The organism is Paraburkholderia sp. J94, from assembly GCF_905220285.1.
GTDB lineage: Bacteria > Pseudomonadota > Gammaproteobacteria > Burkholderiales > Burkholderiaceae > Paraburkholderia > Paraburkholderia tropica_A.
In genome coordinates, this window is sequence record NZ_CAJMZH010000015.1 from 200,094 (window position 1) to 215,743 (window position 15,650).

Here is a 15,650-nt window from a genome sequence, read left to right on the forward strand (position 1 = left end):
CGTCTGTGTTCGTCAGACCGCGCCGGTGTCGTGCAGCGCGCGAATCTGCGTCGCGTCGTAGCCGAGTTCGTTCAGGATCGCGTCGGTGTGCTCGCCGAGCGCGGGCACGGCGTCCATGCGCGGCGCGTCCGCGAGCGTGACGCCGGGCGGCAGCAGCGCGGGCACCGTGCCGCCGGGCGTCTGCACCTGCGTCCAGCGCTCGCGCGCGGCGAGTTGCGCGTGCTCCCACACGGCCTGCATGTCGTTGATGTGCGCGTTGGCGATCTTCGCGGCTTCGAGGCGCTCGACCACATCGCGCGCGCTGAGGCTCGCGAAGGCCGCTTCGATCAGCGCGCCGAGCGCCGCGCGATGCTCGACGCGGCGGCTGTTCGAGACGAAGCGCTCGTCGGTGGCGAGTTCGGGCTGCTGGAGCACGACGTCGCAAAACGCCTTCCATTCGCGCTCGTTTTGCAGACCGAGCATCACCGACTTGCCGTCGCCGGCCTTGAACGGACCATACGGATAGATCGTCGCGTGCGCCGCGCCGTTGCGTTGCGGCGGCGTCTGGCCGTCGATCGCGTAGTAGAGCGGATAGCCCATCCACTCGACCATGCTTTCGAGCATCGACACGTCGATATGGCGTCCGCGTCCGGTCTTGCCGCGCTCGATCAGCGCCGCGAGGATATTCGAATACGCGTACATGCCCGCAGCGATATCGGCGATCGAGCAGCCAGCTTTCGCGGGTTCGTCGGGCGTGCCGGTGATCGACAGAAAGCCCGACTCGCTCTGGATCAGCAGGTCGTAAGCCTTCTTGTCGCGATACGGACCGTCGCCGCCATAGCCCGAGATATCGCAGACGATCAGGCGCGGATAGCGCTCGCGCAGCGCCTCGTAACCGAGACCGAGCCGCTGCGTCGCGCCGGGCGCGAGGTTCTGCACGAACACGTCGGCGTCGGCGAGCAGCGTGTGAACGATCTCCAGCGCTTCGTCGCGCTTCACGTCGAGCGTGAGGCTCTCCTTCGAACGGTTGGTCCAGACGAAATGCGAGGCGAGACCGTGCACGCGCTCGTCGTAGCCGCGCGCGAAATCGCCCACGCCGGGACGCTCCACCTTGATGACGCGCGCGCCCAGATCCGCGAGCTGGCGCGTGCAGAACGGCGCGGCGATCGCGTGCTCGAACGTGACGACCTTGATGCCTTCGAGAGGGCGCATGATTCGGCTCTCCGGTTAGAACGAACGCGGCAGGCCGAGAATATGTTCGGCGACGTAGGAGAGAATCAGGTTCGTCGAAATGGGCGCGACCTGATAGAGACGCGTTTCGCGGAACTTGCGCTCGACGTCGTATTCGCACGCGAAGCCGAAGCCGCCGTGGAATTGCAGACAGGCGTTGGCGGCTTCCCACGAGGCGTCGGCGGCCAGCAGCTTCGCCATGTTGGCCTGCGCGCCGCAGGGCTGGTGGGCGTCGAAGCGGCGGGCGGCTTCGAAGCGCATCAGGTTCGCGGCTTCCACGTTGATGAACGCGCGCGCGATCGGGAACTGCACGCCCTGGTTCTGTCCGATCGGACGGCCGAATACCTGGCGATCCTTAACGTATTGCGACACCTTGTCGATGAACCAGTAACCGTCGCCGATACACTCGGCCGCGATCAGCGTGCGCTCCGCGTTCAAGCCGTCGAGAATGTACTTGAAGCCCTTGCCTTCCTCGCCGATGAGGTTTTCCGCCGGAATTTCGAGGTTGTCGAAGAACAGTTCGTTGGTCTCGTGATTGACCATGTTGAGAATCGGCTGCACGGTCAAACCCTTGCCGATGGCTTCGCGCAGATCGACGATGAAGATCGACATGCCTTCGCTTTTCTTCTTCACGTCCGAAAGCGGCGTGGTGCGCGCGAGCAGGATCATCAGGTCGGAGTGCTGCACGCGCGAGATCCACACCTTCTGGCCGTTGATCACATAGCGGTCGCCCTTGCGCACGGCCGTGGTCTTGATCTTCGTGGTGTCGGTGCCGGTCGTGGGCTCGGTCACGCCCATCGATTGCAGGCGCAGTTCGCCATTGGCGATCTTCGGCAGATACTTGCGCTTCTGTTCTTCGGAGCCGTGGCGCAGCAGCGTGCCCATGTTGTACATCTGGCCGTGGCACGCGCCCGAGTTGCCGCCGCTGCGATTGATTTCCTCCATGATCACCGACGCTTCGGTGAGGCCGAGGCCCGAGCCGCCGTACTCCTGCGGGATCAGCGCGGCGAGCCAGCCGGCTTTCGTCAGCGCGTCGACGAAGGCTTCGGGATAGCCGCGCGCCTCGTCGATCTTGCGGTGGTACTCGTTCGGAAACTGGCTGCACAGATCGCGGACGGCTTCACGAATGTCCTGGAATTGATCGGGCGTGGCGTCGTTCATGTCTTGGATCTCGGTGAATCTCGGTGGAAGGGATGAGTTTGCGAGGCTGATAAATCAGGCGAGCACGGCGCGCGCCGACATCGTCAGCGCGCCTTCGTGGTCCTGCGCCCACAACTCGATGGATTGGCCGTCTTCGGCGCGGCGGCCGCAGACGCGAAACGTATGGCCGAGAAACGTCGGCCTGACCGCTTTCCATGCGTACTCGCGCACGACGGCGCCGGGCACGCTGCGCGCCACGAGGTCGAGCAGCAGCGTGGCGATCAGCGGACCGTGCACGACGAGATCGGGATAGCCCTCGACGCCGCGCGCGTAATCGCGGTCGTAATGAATGCGATGGCCGTTGAAGGTCAGCGCCGAATAGCGGAACAGCAGCGTTTCGCTGGGCGTGATCTCGCGGGTGAAGTCGGCGTTCGCGGGCGCGGCGGTGGGCTTCGGCTGCGGCTGGCCAGGCTCGGCCGGTTCGCGATAGACGATGTCTTGTTCCTCGCGGATCGCCGTCACGCCATCGGCTTCGATCGCATGCTCGACGGTCACGAACGCAAGACGCCCGCTGCGGCCTTCCTTATGCTCGACGTTCAGCACGCGCGACACACGTTCGGCTTGCGCGCCGATCTTGAGCGGCGCATGAAAGGTCATGCGGCCGCCCGCAGCCATGCGGCGCGGCAGGCCGAGATCGGGCAGGAAGCCGCCTTTTTGCGGATGTCCGTCGCTGCCCAGTTCGGCTTGCGGCGCGGCGGACCAGAAGTAGAGCCAGTGCCAGATGGGCGGCAGCGCGTCGCCCGCACGCGGCGTGGTGCGGCAATCGAGCGTGGCGGCCAGCGCGGCGGCGGGAGCGGGGGAGAGGAAATCTGTGACGTTCAGCGTCGGCTGTTCGAGCCGATCGGTTTGGCATGCGTGCATCGCCGTCTCCAGCGCCGGTGCGTCCGGCGCTTTTTCAATAGGAATGAGGCGACTGTAGGCGAATGTCTTGCGCGGCGGAAATACCGATTGAATGTGCCGGTCATAAGGGTATCCTATGACCCTCGCGTGAACCGGCAGGAAGGGCAGCACCACATGGACGTTCGTCAGCTTCGCTATTTCGTGCACATCGTCGATTACGGCAGTCTGGGCAAGGCCGCCGAAAAGCTCTTTGTGGCGCAGCCTTCGCTGAGCCAGCAGATCGCGAAGCTCGAGGACGATCTCGGCGTGCCGCTGCTCGTGCGCAGCCCGCAGGGCGTCAAGCCCACGGCCGCTGGCCAGGCGCTCTACCGCCACGCGCGGCTCGTGTTGCATCAGATGGAGCAGTTGCGCCAGGAAGTGCGCGACGGCGTGGGCGCGGAATCGGGCACGGTCGCCATCGGCTTTCCGACGACCATGACCTCGGTGCTCGCGATGCCGGTGTTCGAGCGCGTGCGCGAGCGTTATCCCGGCATCCGCCTGCAATTTTTCGAGAGCATGAGCGGCTATCTGAACGAACTGCTCGCGAACGGGCGTCTCGACCTCGCGATTCTGTTTCGCGACTCGGCCACGCCCGGCATTTCCGCGCTGCCGGTGCTCGACGAGGAGTTATATCTGCTGGGCGAGCCGCGCGGCGTGTCGGCGCGCACGCGCAGCATCACGCTGGCCTCGCTCGCCGACGTGCCGATGGTCGCGCCCGGCGTGGCGAACGGCCTGCGCCTGCTGCTGGAGCGCACGTTCGCGCGCGAGCAGGTGCCGCTCAATATCATCGCCGATGTGGATTCGCTGCCGATTCTGCTGTCGCTCGCGCAGTCGGGCGCGGCGTGCACGATCCTGCCTGCATCGGCGTTGGCGCTGCGGGCGAGCGCGGACCGGCCCAGAATGCGCCGCATCGTCGATCCGGTGATCCGGCGGCCCGCGAGCATCTGCTGGCCGAATGCCTTGCCGGTGAGTTCGGCGTCGCTGGCGGTGCGCCGCACGATCTGCGAAACGATCGAGGAATTGTGCGCGCGCGGCACGTGGGAAGGGATCGAGCTGAGGGAGATCGCGCAGGGCGGCTAAAACGCGCGGCTGAATACACGGAAATACACGCGCGGCCCGTAAGCCAAAGGTAAAGCGTATGTTTTCGCGACCGCGCGCCAGCGGCCAAAGCGCGCTGACGCGTGGACGCACGAGCGGCACTGTGCCGCCCGCGCCGTGCGGCTTACTGCTGCTGTTCCTGCTTGTTGTCGATGCGCTTGGGCTTCGGCGGCGATTCGATCTTCGCGTACTGGAAGGCCGGCGTGGCCTTGATCGCTTCCTTGGTCGCGCCCGGCAGATAGAGATTGCCCTTGCGCACTTCGAGCGAAGCGATGGGCACGGCCACGTCGTGCGCGGCCACGCCGAGGAAGCCGCCCGCCGACACGATGGCCGCCGACACCGAACCGTCCGGCGCCACGATCAGGTCGCGCACGGTGCCCACCTTGACGTTGTCGTCGTTATAGACGGCCTTGCCGAGCACGCTTTTCTTCACGCTCCAGCCTTCGAGCAGCGCCTGCGATTGCTCGACCGTCACGCTCAGCGGCTGCGCGCCGGCGACCTGGGCTTGCGCGCCTGCACTGGCCACACTCGCGGCCACGACTGCGGCCGCCAACATCGTCATGCGGAAAGACATTTCTGGTGCTCCTGAATCTGGTTGAGTTCGCGGCGATGCCGCCCGATATAAAAATCGAACGGCCATGTTAGCCGGAATGAAAAAAGGCTGCGCTTAAGCTGCAATGCGGCAGAAAGGCTGAATCGATCGCTGCTCAAGCGGACGATGCGGCGTTTTATCGAAACGCGCCTTTCGCATCGGCGGTTGAGCGCCTAGTCTGTAACCACATGATACGGACTGGCCCGTTGCCGGCGCAGGTGCGGCGGAGCGAGACGCCAGCCTCGAAGGAGACAACCGATGGACCTCGAAACGCGCACGATGACCCGCGTGACGGCACGCCTCGTGCCCTTCCTGATCGTCTGCTATTTCATCGCCTATCTGGATCGCGTGAATGTGGGTTTTGCTGCGCTGCAAATGAACAAGGCGCTCGATTTATCGGCGAGCGCATTTGGTTTTGGCGCGGGGATTTTCTTTATTGCGTATTTCTTTTTCGAAGTGCCGTCGAATTTGCTGCTCGAACGCTTCGGCGCGCGGCGCTGGATTGCCCGCATCATGTTTACGTGGGGCTTGCTGGCGGGCGCGATGGCGTTCATTCCGCATATCGCGAAGTGGAGCGGCATGTCGAACGCGCACGTGTTCTATACGCTGCGCATTCTGTTAGGCATTGCCGAGGCGGGCTTTTTCCCCGGCATCATCTTTTTGCTGACGCTCTGGTTCCCCGCCAAATACCGCGCGCGCGTGGTGGGTTACTTCATGGCGGCGATACCGCTTTCCACGGTGATCGGCGGCCCGGTGTCGGGTTCGCTGCTGTCGATGGACGGCATGGGCGGGCTCGCGGGCTGGCAATGGGTCTATCTGATCGAGGCGGCGCCCGCGCTCGTGCTCGCGTTCGTCGTGCTGCTCTATCTCACCGACAAGCCCGCGCAAGCCACCTGGCTCGCCGACGACGAGCGCGAATGGCTGGTCGCGCGTCAGGCGCAGGAGCGCAAGCATCGCGAAGCGGTGCATACGTTCAGCGTGATGGAGGCACTGATCAATCCGCGCGTGCTGGCGGTGGCGCTGATTTATTTCGGTGCGAACGCCACGAATTACGGCCTGAGTTTCTTTCTGCCGCAGATCGTCAAGGGGTTCGGGCTCACGAACGTGCAAACCGGTTTCGTGACTTCGCTGCCGTATATCGTCGGCGTGATTTCGATGGTGTTCTGGGGCCGTCATTCGGACCGCCGTCTGGAACGCAAGAAGCACGTGGCGTTCGCGCTCACGGTGGCGGCGGCCGGCATCGCGGCGGCGGCGGGACTCGACAATCCGGTGCTCAAGATGCTCGCCCTTTCGGTCGCGGGCTTCGGCATCTTCGGCTGTCTGCCGGTGATCTGGACGCTGCCCGCCGCCTTTCTTTCAGGCGCGGCGGCGGCGGGCGGCATCGCGGCGGTCAACTCGCTGGGCAATCTGGCGGGCTTCTTCGGCCCCTATGCGATGGGCTGGATCAAGGACAGCACGGGCAGCTTCGGCGCGGGCTTGCTGTGCCTCGCGGGCGCGGGACTGATCGGCGCGGCGGCGGCGCTGCTGCTGCATCACGATGCGGCGCTCGAAACCATGAGCACGCCCGATCGCGCCGGGGCGCCCGACGCGCACAAGGTCATGGGCTCATAGTGCGATGAAATAATCGCATCGGCATCCTAAGGAAGTCGCGTGCGCGTGATGTCGACCGGCTGTTCGGCCGCGTCGAAATCCAGCGTCGGTAACGCTTGATTCACGCGCCGCGCGCCGCGCCAGATCATCAGCAGGTGATAGTAGAGGCGCGGGCTCAAGCCGAAGCGATACGCGCGCAGATTGCGCAGCGCGAGCGTCAGGCCGACGCGCGCTTCGCGATTGCGAAAATGCAGCGACACGACGATCGGCACGAGTCGCCGCAGCGCGAGCCGGCGCGCGGGTTCGAGCGAGGGCGGCAAGGCCAGCGCCTGCACGAAACGCCAGGCCGCGAGCGAGGCGGCGCTCGGCGTATGACGCGTGGCCTGTGAAACCGACACGTCGGTCTTGCAATAGATGGACACGTATTCATCGACATAACAGACCTTGCGCGCCGCGAGACACAGCAGCGTGCCAAACACGAAGTCGCAGCACACTTCGTCGTGACCGCCATAGCCGATCTGCTTGACGAGCGCGGCGTCGGCGAGCCAGCCGTTATTCGGGAACATCTGCACGATGCCCGCGCGTCCGGGCAGCGCCTGCAAACCGGCCGCCGCGGGCGTGCGATGAAACGCGAGATTGAGCCGCCGGCTGCCCGCGTGATCGATGCGGCCGCGATGATCGGCTTCGTATTGATTGCCGAACGCGACTTGCAGATCCGGGTAGCGCGTCCATTGCGCCAGCAGTTTTTCGATGCCGTCCGCGACCAGAAAATCGTCGTCGTGAATCAGCAGGATCTTGTCGCCGGTGGCGCGCGCGAACAGGCTCGCGACATTGCGCGCCTGGCCGAGCGAGGGCACATTGCGTCGATACGCAACGCGCGCATCGTGACCGTAACGCGTGGCGATCAACGTCGCCGTACGGTCGTCCTGCGAATCGTCGCCGATCACGATTTCGATGTGGGTATGTGTTTGCTGCAAACACGACTCAATGCAGCGAATCAACAGATCGGGACGATTGCACGTGGGCAGACAAATCGAGACCTTGTTTTTTATCGTCATGGGCCTACCCCATTGCTCAGTTAATTCAGTGAATACGGTGAGGTTCGCAGAGCGAACGCCAAACAACTTGCAAGACGGTAAGGGAACAAAACTCGAAAGAAATTGAAAATAATTCGCAAGCTTGGCGAATTCGGGAAAACGCTGATCTGGCGGGCGTTGCGCGCTATTTGTCGGATGATTCGAAAAGAAAAGCGCATGTTGCAGTGCAAAGCGAAGCTTGCGGTGCGCTGACTGATCGATAACGGTGTGTCGCGCGGTGTAAGCGAAAGCAGAATTGGGCGCATGAAAGAAGCGCCAGAAATTGCGCTGGCTCGATTAGCATCCTGATCGGGGGCGACGCCTGGTGGCACGCGAGTGTTTCGCGCGCGGGATCGCCCGCCCGGATTCGCCTGAATTCGCTTGAATCCGCTTGAATTGACCAACGCCCATGACGCCATCCCAATACGTCCACAAACCTTTAACGCCGTTTCGCCGCTCGTTCGCGCGCTTTTCGCTCTCGGAAATGGCGAAGTACACGAAGCTCACGCTCGGCTTGTGGATCGGCTTTGCGATTCCCTATCACTTTGGTTATCCCGACGCGGCTGTTGCGCTCGCGGGCTCGACCATGCTCACACTCGCGCTCGGCAGTTCGATTTCCGCCGCGCGTGGCTATTTCTATAAGCGCGTGACCTCGAATCTCGTGGCGATGCCGATCGGCACGCTGCTGATCTGGCTCACCGCACCGCATTTATGGCTCGGCGTGCTGCTGCTGCCGATCGTGATCTTCGCGATCGTGAGCGTGCGGCCTTCCGTGTTCCAGATGACGAGCATCACCGTGCCGATGACGCTCGTGCTCTACACCGGCGAACATATTCCGCTGCTGGAGCAACGCTTGATCGGCGTGGTGCTCGGCATGCTGCTCGGTTTCGTGATTCAGCAGATTGTCTTTCCGCCCGATCATGGTTATTGGGCGAATACGCTCGTGAATAGCGGCAATGAACAGGCGACTGCATTGCTCGCGGAAATCGCCGAAGAAAAACTGGACCGCAAGCAATTGAAGTCGCTCACGGCGGCGCTGCGCAAATCGAGCAGCAATCTGAAAGAGGCGCACGATCTGTTGAAGGCCGATATCGCGCAGTCGTGGGTTTCGCCGCATCTGGAGCGCAATCGCACGCGCCTGCCGCTTTTCTGGTGCTATCACGAGCTATTCGATTCGGTGGTGAACTTTCTCGAAACGTTCGACACCTTCCACGCGCAATTCGAAGCGCTCGACGCGCACTGGAAAACGGAGTATCTGCGCGGGCTCGGTTTGCTCGTGGCCGCGCACCGGCAATTGGCCGATGTCGCCGACCTGCGTGTGGAGCGGCCCGGTCTCGACGCCAAACCGCTTCGGCTGGCCGCGTTGCAGACGCTGTTCGAGGCGCTGCCCGCGGCGGGCGTCTATACCAGCGTGTATCTCGGGCACCTCACGGGCTACGGCATTTTGCTGTGCCGCTTGAGCGACATGCACACCGAGCATCTGGGCGAAGCGCCGGTATAAGGATTTCACGCTTTAAGGGTTTGAAAGCGGCATTCGCCGCTTTCGATCTGGCACGAAAGAAAAAATAATTCTGCGTTTGCCCGAAATCGGCGAGTGATTTGGAATCATTTTCTCGTTGCTGCCGCGTAGCATGGATGGCCATTCGAGTATCGAAATCTCACTTCCCAGTACCACGAGAATGGCTGAAAAACTGCACTATTTCGACTACGCGGCGACCACTCCGGCCGACCCGCGCGTGATTGCCGCCATGGGCGAATGCCTCGGCATGGAAGGCGCGTTCGGCAACCCGGCATCGAGTTCGCACGCGGCCGGCATGCAGGCGCGCTCGCTCGTCGAAGCCGCGCGCGCCCAGGTGGCCGCGCTGATCGGCGCGCACGCCGACGAGATCGTCTGGACCTCGGGCGCGACCGAATCGAACAATCTCGCCTTGAAGGGCTACGCGGATAACGCCGCCGAACGCCGTCATCTGATCACGAGCTGCCTCGAACACAAGGCGATTCTCGACACCGTCGCGAACCTCGAACATCGCGGCATGACGGCCAGTTTCGTGCGTCCCGACGCGCACGGCGATATCACGCCCGCCGCTGTGCAGGCGGCGCTGCGCGAGGACACCGGACTGGTTTCGCTGATGCTCGTGAACAACGAGATCGGCACGCTGACCGACATCGCCGCCATCGCGCCGATCGTGCACGCGGCCGGCGCGCTGCTGCACGTCGACGCCGCGCAGGCGCTCGGCAAGACGCCGATCGACGTGAACGCGCTCGGCATCGATCTGCTGTCGATGTCGGCGCACAAGGTGTACGGGCCGAAGGGCATTGGCGCGCTGTACGTGCGCCGCGAAGCCGCCGCGCGCATCGCGGCGCAGATGCACGGCGGCGGCCACGAGCGCGGACTGCGCTCGGGCACGCTCGCGACGCATCAGATCGTGGGCATGGGCACGGCGTGCGCGATGGCCGCCGAGCAGATGCAGGCCGACACGCAGCGCATCGCGCAACTGAGCGAGCGTCTGCGCGACGGCGCGCTGCGTCTTGACGGCGTCACGCAGAACGCGCGCGCCGCGCGCCGCATTCCGCACACGCTGAGCCTCACGATCGGCCACGCGGGCTTTTTCCCGTTCATGCTGGCCGCCGATGTGGCAGTGTCGTCCACGTCGGCGTGCAACTCGGCGTCGGGCGCGCCCTCGCACGTGCTGAGCGCGATCGGCCTCGACGCCGACGCCGCGAGCCGCACGCTGCGCTTCAGCATCGGCCGCTACACCACGCAGGCCGATGTCGATCACGCCATCGCCCGTCTCGCCCAGGTCGTGGCGCAATGCCAGCCTGTGCAACGCCGCGAGCTTTCGACGGCGGACTGAGCATGGGCGGCGCGCAGGCGTCGCCTCGAACGCTGGCATTGCGTGCTTCGCTTGTGGCTTGCTTCTGAGTCGCTTGTGCGTCGCTTCTGCCGATGCATTTGCTTCCAGCCCGCCGCGCCGCGTAAAGTGTGAGGGCCGCCGCTCCCCGGCGCCGGCCGGGACCGCCCGGCGCGGCGTGCGCACACCGCGCGGGCGGCGCTGCGAGAGGCCCTCATGCCGGACCACGCCTTGCCCGCGCTCGCGGGCGCGCGCTCCCTCTATAGCGCCGATATCGGCGGCTCGTTCATCCGCCTCGCGGCCTGCACGCGCGCGGGCGAACTCGTCGTGCTCGCGAAGCAGCCCACGCCCGCAAGCGACTGGGCGGATTTCGCCGATACGTTGAGCGCGATGCTCGCAGCGCATGCACTCGACGATATCGATCCCGCGCCGCTCGCGCTCTCCATCGCGGGCCTCGTCGATCCCGCCGACGGCACCGCACTTTCCGCGAATATCCCCTGCATCACGGGCCGCCCGCTCGCGAGCGAACTCGGCGCGCGGCTCGGCCGTCCGGTATTCGCCGCCAACGACGGCGACTGCCTCGCGCTCGCCGAAGCCGTGGCGGGCGCGGGCGCCGGTCATCGCGTGGTGTTCTCCATCGTGCTCGGCACCGGCGTGGGCGGCGGGCTCGTCGCGAACGGCCAGTCGATACGTGGCGCGGGTGGCGTGACGGGCGAGTGGGGTCACGGTCCGATCGTCAACACGCAATGCCAGCCCGAAGGCGAGCCGGAACCGCTCTATGTGCCGCGCTTCGCGTGCGGCTGCGGCCAGCGCGGTTGCGTCGATACGATCGGCGGCGCGCGCGGCATCGAGCGGCTGCATCAGTTTTTGCACCCGGATTTGGCCGCGCCCGACAGCCATGCGATCCTCGACGCCTGGTCGCGCGGCGAGCGCGCCGCGATGCGGACGATCGGCGTCTGGCTCGAACTGGTCGCCGACCCGCTGGCGGCAGCGGTCAACGTCACGGGCGCGTCGATCGTGACCGTGGGCGGCGGGCTCGCATCGGCGCCCGCGCTGATCGCGCGGCTCGACCACGCCGTGCGCGCGCGCGTGCTGCATCGGCGTGCCGGGCCGCTTGTGGTGCCGGGCCGTTTCAGCGCCGATGGCGGGCTGATCGGCGCGGCGCTGATCGCGCGTCAGGCGCTTTCGTAGCGCGCCACCGTCGCCGCTTGCGCGACGATCGTCACCATCGCCACCATCGTCACCATCGCCATCACCCCAACGAACAAGGATCGCCGATGCCCATTACGCTCGAAGTCTGCGTGGACAGCGTGGACGGACTCGATGCCGCCATCGCGGGCGGCGCCGACCGCATTGAGTTGTGTTCGGCGCTGGATCTGGGCGGCTTGACGCCCACGCCCGGCCTGATCGCGGCGGCGGCGCGCGCGCCCGTTCCCGTCTACGCGATGATCCGGCCGCACGCGCGCGCGTTCGCCTGGTCGCCCGCCGATGTGGAGGCCATGCTCGCCGACATCGACGCGATGCGCGCCGCCGGACTCGCGGGCGTCGTGCTCGGCGCGGCGCGTGCCGATCGCCAGCTCGACGTGCACGTGCTCGCGCTCTTGTGCGAACGCGCGCGCGGCCTGGGCACGACGCTGCATCGCGTGTTCGACCTCGTGCCCGATCCGGCGCGCTCGCTCGAAGAAGCGGTCGCGCTGGGCTTCGAGCGCATCCTGACGTCGGGATGCGCGGCGCGGGCCGCCGATGGCATGGTCGCGCTGCACGCGCTCGTGCGGCAGGCGGCGAAGCGCATCGCCATCATGCCGGGCAGCGGCGTCGATGCGCTCAACGTCGCGGCCATCGTGCGCGCGAGCGGCGCGACCGAGGTGCATGCGTCGTGCCGCGCGGCGTTCGCGTACGGCGAGCAGAAGGGCGTCGAACTCGGCTTCTTTCCTGAGCGCGGGAGTTGCACCTCGGCGCGCGCGGTGCTGGGCCTCCGGCACGCGCTGGCCGCGTTCGCCTGAAGCGCGTGATCGGAAGCGAGTGCTCAAGCCGCGATCACAGCGCGCTCAAGGAACGATCAACGCATATTCAGCGCCCATTCAAAGCGCAATCACGCGCGTTTCGATGCGCGCGAGGCGCTTCAGATGGCGCGGCGCGGGCACGCGATCCGCGCCGGAAAACAGCACGGGCGCGCCGTCCGCCGCGCTCAGCGGCTGACCGCCGCATTCGTAGGCCACGATGGCCTGCTCGCCCACCGGCGAATTGAACAGCTCGTGCCACGTGAAGGGCACCGCATAGCCGTCATGGCCGACGGCGAGAAAAATCATCCGCTTGAAGTCGCCGTGCGCCTCGCAGCGCAGGCCCGCGTGCTGGATCAGCTCCGTGAGCAGCACGCCGCGATACGGCTCGACCGCGCGGATGAAACGCTGCGTGGTGTAGCAGCGCAGATCGAAGGGCGCGCACGTGACGCTGGGCATCGCGCGCAGCGCATCGAGCGTGAGCGTCTGGGGACGCAGCACGCTGCCGGACAGCGTCAGCGCGACGCTGTCACCGGCGATATCGGCGATATCGATGGATTGAGCCGGGTCGGCAGGGGGCGCGAGGTTCATCGTGAAGGCTCCGGGCCGCGCGGCGGCCTGACGGGGAATCGATATGATTCCGCGTATATTACGCCGTCTCGCCCCGCCGCTTCAACGATCCGCGCGACATGCCGTGCATATCGCGGCGCTTATCTCTTGACCGGGCCGGATCGCAGCCGGTTCACGAAACCGGCTCAGGCAATCGGCTTCGAATCCGGAGTGGGATTGCCGAGGTCGTCGGTCGGCAGATATTGCTGATCGAACGCGGCGACGTAGAGCGCCCATTGCGGCGCGCCCACGTCGACGAGCAGCGCGCCGTCCTGCCAGATGTCGTTGTGATCGTTGCGGTCGTTGCCTGCGCGATGGATGAACTCGCCTTTCGAGCCCTGATTCATATGCACGTCGTGCACGCCGTTGCCTTCGCTGTAGAAGCGGCCGTACACATACACGTCGTTACCAGCTTGTTGCGCGCGCAACAACAGGCGCTGAAGCGTGGCGACGGGTTCGACGGCGTCGGTGCCGTCCATCACGTCGCTGTCGCGCCATGTGCCGGTGTTGGCGAGAAAGTCGCTGCGCTGGAAGTCGAGCGCGGGCAAGGCATGCTGGCCCGTGAGATTCTGCGCGCCCGCTGCATCGGCTTGCAGCGTCTGCAGGATGGCGTGGCGGAAATCGAACAGCAGCTTGTATTTGAGCAGGTCGTCGGCGTCGGTGGTGCCGACGTTCACGGCCACGTCCCAATGCGCGCCGCCGACGTCGAGCCCGAAATGCAGGTGGTACTGCACTTCGTGGGGCCGCTGCGTGGGCTTGAGTTGCGGCGCGGTCGTGATCTTGCCTTTCGCGAAGCCGTATGGAAGCGTCATCGTCTGTCTGCCTCTGCGGGTGCACGGCGCTTCATCATAAGACTGGCGCGTGACAGTTGTGCTGCATCGCGGCTGCGCGAAGGTATCAGCGGGCTTTCATTTCGCTTCAGCGGCCCATTGCGCGAGCGTGGCGACGGTGTTCATATTGCGCGCGGTGCCGTTGGCGGCGGCGGGAATCTTGAGCTTCGAGCGGCCGATGCCATCCGGGTAATGCACGTAGATTTCGCGCTTGCCCGCGACGATCGTCTCCGACTGCTGGCCGCGCGCGGTATCGGGCAGGTCGGCGGGCGGCGCGCCATCGAGAAAGATCGCGACGGTGCGCTCGGGCGGCGCATCGGCGAACGGATTCGCAGCGACGATGGCGGCCATCTCGGCAGCCGTGCGCAACAACACGCCGACCGGTTTGCCCGCATACTCATCGAGGCGCGCTTCGAGTTGCTTTTTCACGCTCGATGCCGCGAGGCTGCTGTCGAACACGACATTGCCGCTGGCGATATAGGTGCGTACGTTCGCGAAGCCGAGCGCTTCGCACATCGCGCGCAATTCGGTCATGGCGAGCTTGCCGGTGCCGCCGACGTTCACGGCGCGCAGCAGGGCGACATAGGTGGTGGTAGGCATCGGTCGATGATACAGCGAAGCGGCGCGTGCAGGCGTGCCGAAGCCATGAGCGCGCGCGGTATCATCGCCGGACGAGAACACGCACGCATTGAGCCATGAACACGCCGATGGAACCCTCCACGCGAATGACAACGCAAGCGTCCACGCAAGCGCCCACGAAAACGCTGCTGATCGTCTATCACACGATGACCGGCGGCACGCAGCAGATGGCGCAGGCGGCCGCGGATGCGGCGCGTGCGCAGAGCGGGGTGAACGTGCGTCTGCAACGCGCCGACGCCACCATTCCCGCCGACGTGCTGGCCGCCGACGCCTATCTGTTCGCGACGCCCGAAAACCTCGCGGCCATGTCGGGGCTAATGAAGGACTTCTTCGACCGCTGCTATTACGCGGCTCTCGACCGCGTGAACGGGCGTCCCTATGCGGCGATGATCTGCGCGGGCAGCGACGGACAAAACGCGCTGCGCCAGATCGAGCGCATCGCCACGGGCTGGCGCCTGAAAGCGGTGGCGCAGGGACTCATCGTCTGCACGCACGCGCAGACGACCGAGCGCATTCTCGCGCCGAAAACGATCGCCCCCGACGATCTCGCGCGCTGCGCCGAACTCGGCGAGGGGCTCGCGGCCGGCCTCGCGCTCGGCGTGTTTTGAGGCGACCACAGACGCACGGCGCACCGCGCGAAACGTCCCTGAATTTAAGGGAAATTTGCAGAGATGGGCGGGTTTCGCGCATTGTTGTAAAGGATTGTCAGGCGAGAAGGCGACGCGTCAACTGGGCGATAAGGTGGGCGTTATGCGAGCGACGGGCACACGTTCCGTCGTTCCTTAATCCCGGTTTTTATCGAGTGACCTCATGAAGCGCATCCTGATCGCCAGCCTCGCCATTTTCGTTTCCGCCGCCGCCTTCACGCAGACGGCGTCCGCCGCGACTCACCATCATCACAAGCACGCTCACAAGCACAGCGGCAAGCATCACGCTCGCCACGACGCCGCCATGCAGTCGCCCGCCGACCGCGCGCAGCCGATCGACCAGGCGCCGGAATTCAAGCACTAACGCCTCCGTGATGGCCGCTTGAAGCGGCGCATTCCACAGCGGCGCAGGCTCCCCACCGGGACTTG

General features: G+C 65.5%; 15 protein-coding genes and 1 pseudogene. 8 read left to right on the forward strand and 8 right to left on the reverse strand.

From position 1 onward, the window contains the following. Positions 1-12: 12 nt before the first annotated feature. The 3 genes from U4Y88_RS28755 to U4Y88_RS28765 are packed head-to-tail and all read right to left on the reverse strand — an operon-like array spanning position 13 to position 3,270. Positions 13-1,191 carry a CaiB/BaiF CoA-transferase family protein gene (locus U4Y88_RS28755; protein ID WP_321787946.1) on the reverse strand — a complete coding sequence of 393 codons (1,179 nt, stop codon included), beginning with the start codon at positions 1,189-1,191 and terminating at the stop codon, positions 13-15. Between the two features lie 15 nt (positions 1,192-1,206). Next, positions 1,207-2,370 carry an acyl-CoA dehydrogenase family protein gene (locus tag U4Y88_RS28760; protein WP_310633001.1) on the reverse strand — a complete coding sequence of 388 codons (1,164 nt, stop codon included), beginning with the start codon at positions 2,368-2,370 and terminating at the stop codon, positions 1,207-1,209. A 54-nt stretch (positions 2,371-2,424) separates the two neighbouring features. Continuing rightward, positions 2,425-3,270 carry an FAS1-like dehydratase domain-containing protein gene (locus U4Y88_RS28765; RefSeq protein ID WP_321787947.1) on the reverse strand — a complete coding sequence of 282 codons (846 nt, stop codon included), beginning with the start codon at positions 3,268-3,270 and terminating at the stop codon, positions 2,425-2,427. Between the two features lie 153 nt (positions 3,271-3,423). Here U4Y88_RS28765 and U4Y88_RS28770 point away from each other — a divergent pair, with 153 nt between their 5' ends. Continuing rightward, positions 3,424-4,368 (forward strand): LysR substrate-binding domain-containing protein, encoded by a 945-nt coding sequence (locus U4Y88_RS28770; RefSeq protein ID WP_224012689.1) that lies wholly within the window; start codon positions 3,424-3,426, stop codon positions 4,366-4,368. Positions 4,369-4,510: 142 nt separating this feature from the next. Here the strand turns inward: U4Y88_RS28770 and U4Y88_RS28775 are convergent, their stop codons facing one another. Further along, the gene (locus U4Y88_RS28775; protein WP_405045102.1) at positions 4,511-4,948 is read right to left on the reverse strand and encodes a PRC-barrel domain-containing protein; all 438 of its coding nucleotides are present in this window, start codon (positions 4,946-4,948) and stop codon (positions 4,511-4,513) included. A gap of 288 nt (positions 4,949-5,236) precedes the next feature. Between U4Y88_RS28775 and U4Y88_RS28780 the strand changes: the two genes are divergently transcribed. Next, entirely contained in the window at positions 5,237-6,589 is a 1,353-nt protein-coding gene (locus tag U4Y88_RS28780) for an MFS transporter (protein ID WP_321787949.1), read from the forward strand. A 26-nt stretch (positions 6,590-6,615) separates the two neighbouring features. Here U4Y88_RS28780 and U4Y88_RS28785 read toward each other — a convergent pair whose 3' ends face one another. Beyond that, entirely contained in the window at positions 6,616-7,626 is a 1,011-nt protein-coding gene (locus tag U4Y88_RS28785; protein ID WP_224012686.1) for a glycosyltransferase family 2 protein, read from the reverse strand. A 427-nt stretch (positions 7,627-8,053) separates the two neighbouring features. Between U4Y88_RS28785 and U4Y88_RS28790 the strand changes: the two genes are divergently transcribed. The 4 genes and pseudogenes from U4Y88_RS28790 to U4Y88_RS28805 all read left to right on the forward strand — a co-directional run bounded on the left by U4Y88_RS28790 (position 8,054) and on the right by U4Y88_RS28805 (position 12,499). Next, entirely contained in the window at positions 8,054-9,145 is a 1,092-nt protein-coding gene (locus U4Y88_RS28790; protein WP_310633043.1) for an FUSC family protein, read from the forward strand. Between the two features lie 178 nt (positions 9,146-9,323). Then, a pseudogene (locus tag U4Y88_RS28795) lies at positions 9,324-10,463 on the forward strand (cysteine desulfurase family protein); the annotation flags it as partial. Positions 10,464-10,712: 249 nt separating this feature from the next. Continuing rightward, on the forward strand, positions 10,713-11,687 hold the full coding sequence (locus U4Y88_RS28800) for an ROK family protein (RefSeq protein WP_321787951.1): 975 nt from the start codon (positions 10,713-10,715) through the stop codon (positions 11,685-11,687). Positions 11,688-11,773: 86 nt separating this feature from the next. After that, the gene (locus U4Y88_RS28805; protein ID WP_321787953.1) at positions 11,774-12,499 is read left to right on the forward strand and encodes a copper homeostasis protein CutC; all 726 of its coding nucleotides are present in this window, start codon (positions 11,774-11,776) and stop codon (positions 12,497-12,499) included. 78 nt (positions 12,500-12,577) lie between these two features. On the opposite strand, the gene U4Y88_RS28810 is transcribed toward U4Y88_RS28805, so the two are convergent. The 3 genes from U4Y88_RS28810 to U4Y88_RS28820 all read right to left on the reverse strand — a co-directional run bounded on the left by U4Y88_RS28810 (position 12,578) and on the right by U4Y88_RS28820 (position 14,535). Next, on the reverse strand, positions 12,578-13,087 hold the full coding sequence (locus U4Y88_RS28810; RefSeq protein WP_224012681.1) for a molybdopterin-dependent oxidoreductase: 510 nt from the start codon (positions 13,085-13,087) through the stop codon (positions 12,578-12,580). A gap of 164 nt (positions 13,088-13,251) precedes the next feature. Beyond that, positions 13,252-13,917, reverse strand: coding sequence for a DUF2278 family protein (locus U4Y88_RS28815; RefSeq protein WP_321787956.1), 666 nt, complete (start codon positions 13,915-13,917; stop codon positions 13,252-13,254). Between the two features lie 96 nt (positions 13,918-14,013). Beyond that, the gene (locus U4Y88_RS28820; RefSeq protein ID WP_321787958.1) at positions 14,014-14,535 is read right to left on the reverse strand and encodes a DUF1697 domain-containing protein; all 522 of its coding nucleotides are present in this window, start codon (positions 14,533-14,535) and stop codon (positions 14,014-14,016) included. A 125-nt stretch (positions 14,536-14,660) separates the two neighbouring features. On the opposite strand from U4Y88_RS28820, the gene U4Y88_RS28825 reads away from it, so the two are divergent. Together U4Y88_RS28825 and U4Y88_RS28830 are read left to right on the forward strand one after the other, a co-directional pair. Beyond that, positions 14,661-15,182 (forward strand): flavodoxin family protein, encoded by a 522-nt coding sequence (locus U4Y88_RS28825; protein ID WP_321787960.1) that lies wholly within the window; start codon positions 14,661-14,663, stop codon positions 15,180-15,182. A 202-nt stretch (positions 15,183-15,384) separates the two neighbouring features. Beyond that, positions 15,385-15,585, forward strand: a complete 201-nt coding sequence (locus U4Y88_RS28830; protein ID WP_224012677.1) for a hypothetical protein — start codon at positions 15,385-15,387, stop codon at positions 15,583-15,585. The last annotated feature ends 65 nt before the right edge of the window (positions 15,586-15,650 follow it).

Coding starts and splice junctions, on each gene's coding strand:
- U4Y88_RS28815 (WP_321787956.1), bottom strand. CDS start 13,917: ATGACGCTTCCATACGGCTTCGCGAAAGGCAAGATCACGACCGCGCCG.
- U4Y88_RS28765 (WP_321787947.1), bottom strand. CDS start 3,270: ATGCACGCATGCCAAACCGATCGGCTCGAACAGCCGACGCTGAACGTC.
- U4Y88_RS28755 (WP_321787946.1), bottom strand. CDS start 1,191: ATGCGCCCTCTCGAAGGCATCAAGGTCGTCACGTTCGAGCACGCGATC.
- U4Y88_RS28810 (WP_224012681.1), bottom strand. CDS start 13,087: ATGAACCTCGCGCCCCCTGCCGACCCGGCTCAATCCATCGATATCGCC.
- U4Y88_RS28760 (WP_310633001.1), bottom strand. CDS start 2,370: ATGAACGACGCCACGCCCGATCAATTCCAGGACATTCGTGAAGCCGTC.
- U4Y88_RS28780 (WP_321787949.1), top strand. CDS start 5,237: ATGGACCTCGAAACGCGCACGATGACCCGCGTGACGGCACGCCTCGTG.
- U4Y88_RS28805 (WP_321787953.1), top strand. CDS start 11,774: ATGCCCATTACGCTCGAAGTCTGCGTGGACAGCGTGGACGGACTCGAT.
- U4Y88_RS28785 (WP_224012686.1), bottom strand. CDS start 7,626: ATGACGATAAAAAACAAGGTCTCGATTTGTCTGCCCACGTGCAATCGT.
- U4Y88_RS28775 (WP_405045102.1), bottom strand. CDS start 4,948: ATGACGATGTTGGCGGCCGCAGTCGTGGCCGCGAGTGTGGCCAGTGCA.
- U4Y88_RS28770 (WP_224012689.1), top strand. CDS start 3,424: ATGGACGTTCGTCAGCTTCGCTATTTCGTGCACATCGTCGATTACGGC.
- U4Y88_RS28800 (WP_321787951.1), top strand. CDS start 10,713: ATGCCGGACCACGCCTTGCCCGCGCTCGCGGGCGCGCGCTCCCTCTAT.
- U4Y88_RS28830 (WP_224012677.1), top strand. CDS start 15,385: ATGAAGCGCATCCTGATCGCCAGCCTCGCCATTTTCGTTTCCGCCGCC.
- U4Y88_RS28820 (WP_321787958.1), bottom strand. CDS start 14,535: ATGCCTACCACCACCTATGTCGCCCTGCTGCGCGCCGTGAACGTCGGC.
- U4Y88_RS28825 (WP_321787960.1), top strand. CDS start 14,661: ATGACAACGCAAGCGTCCACGCAAGCGCCCACGAAAACGCTGCTGATC.
- U4Y88_RS28790 (WP_310633043.1), top strand. CDS start 8,054: ATGACGCCATCCCAATACGTCCACAAACCTTTAACGCCGTTTCGCCGC.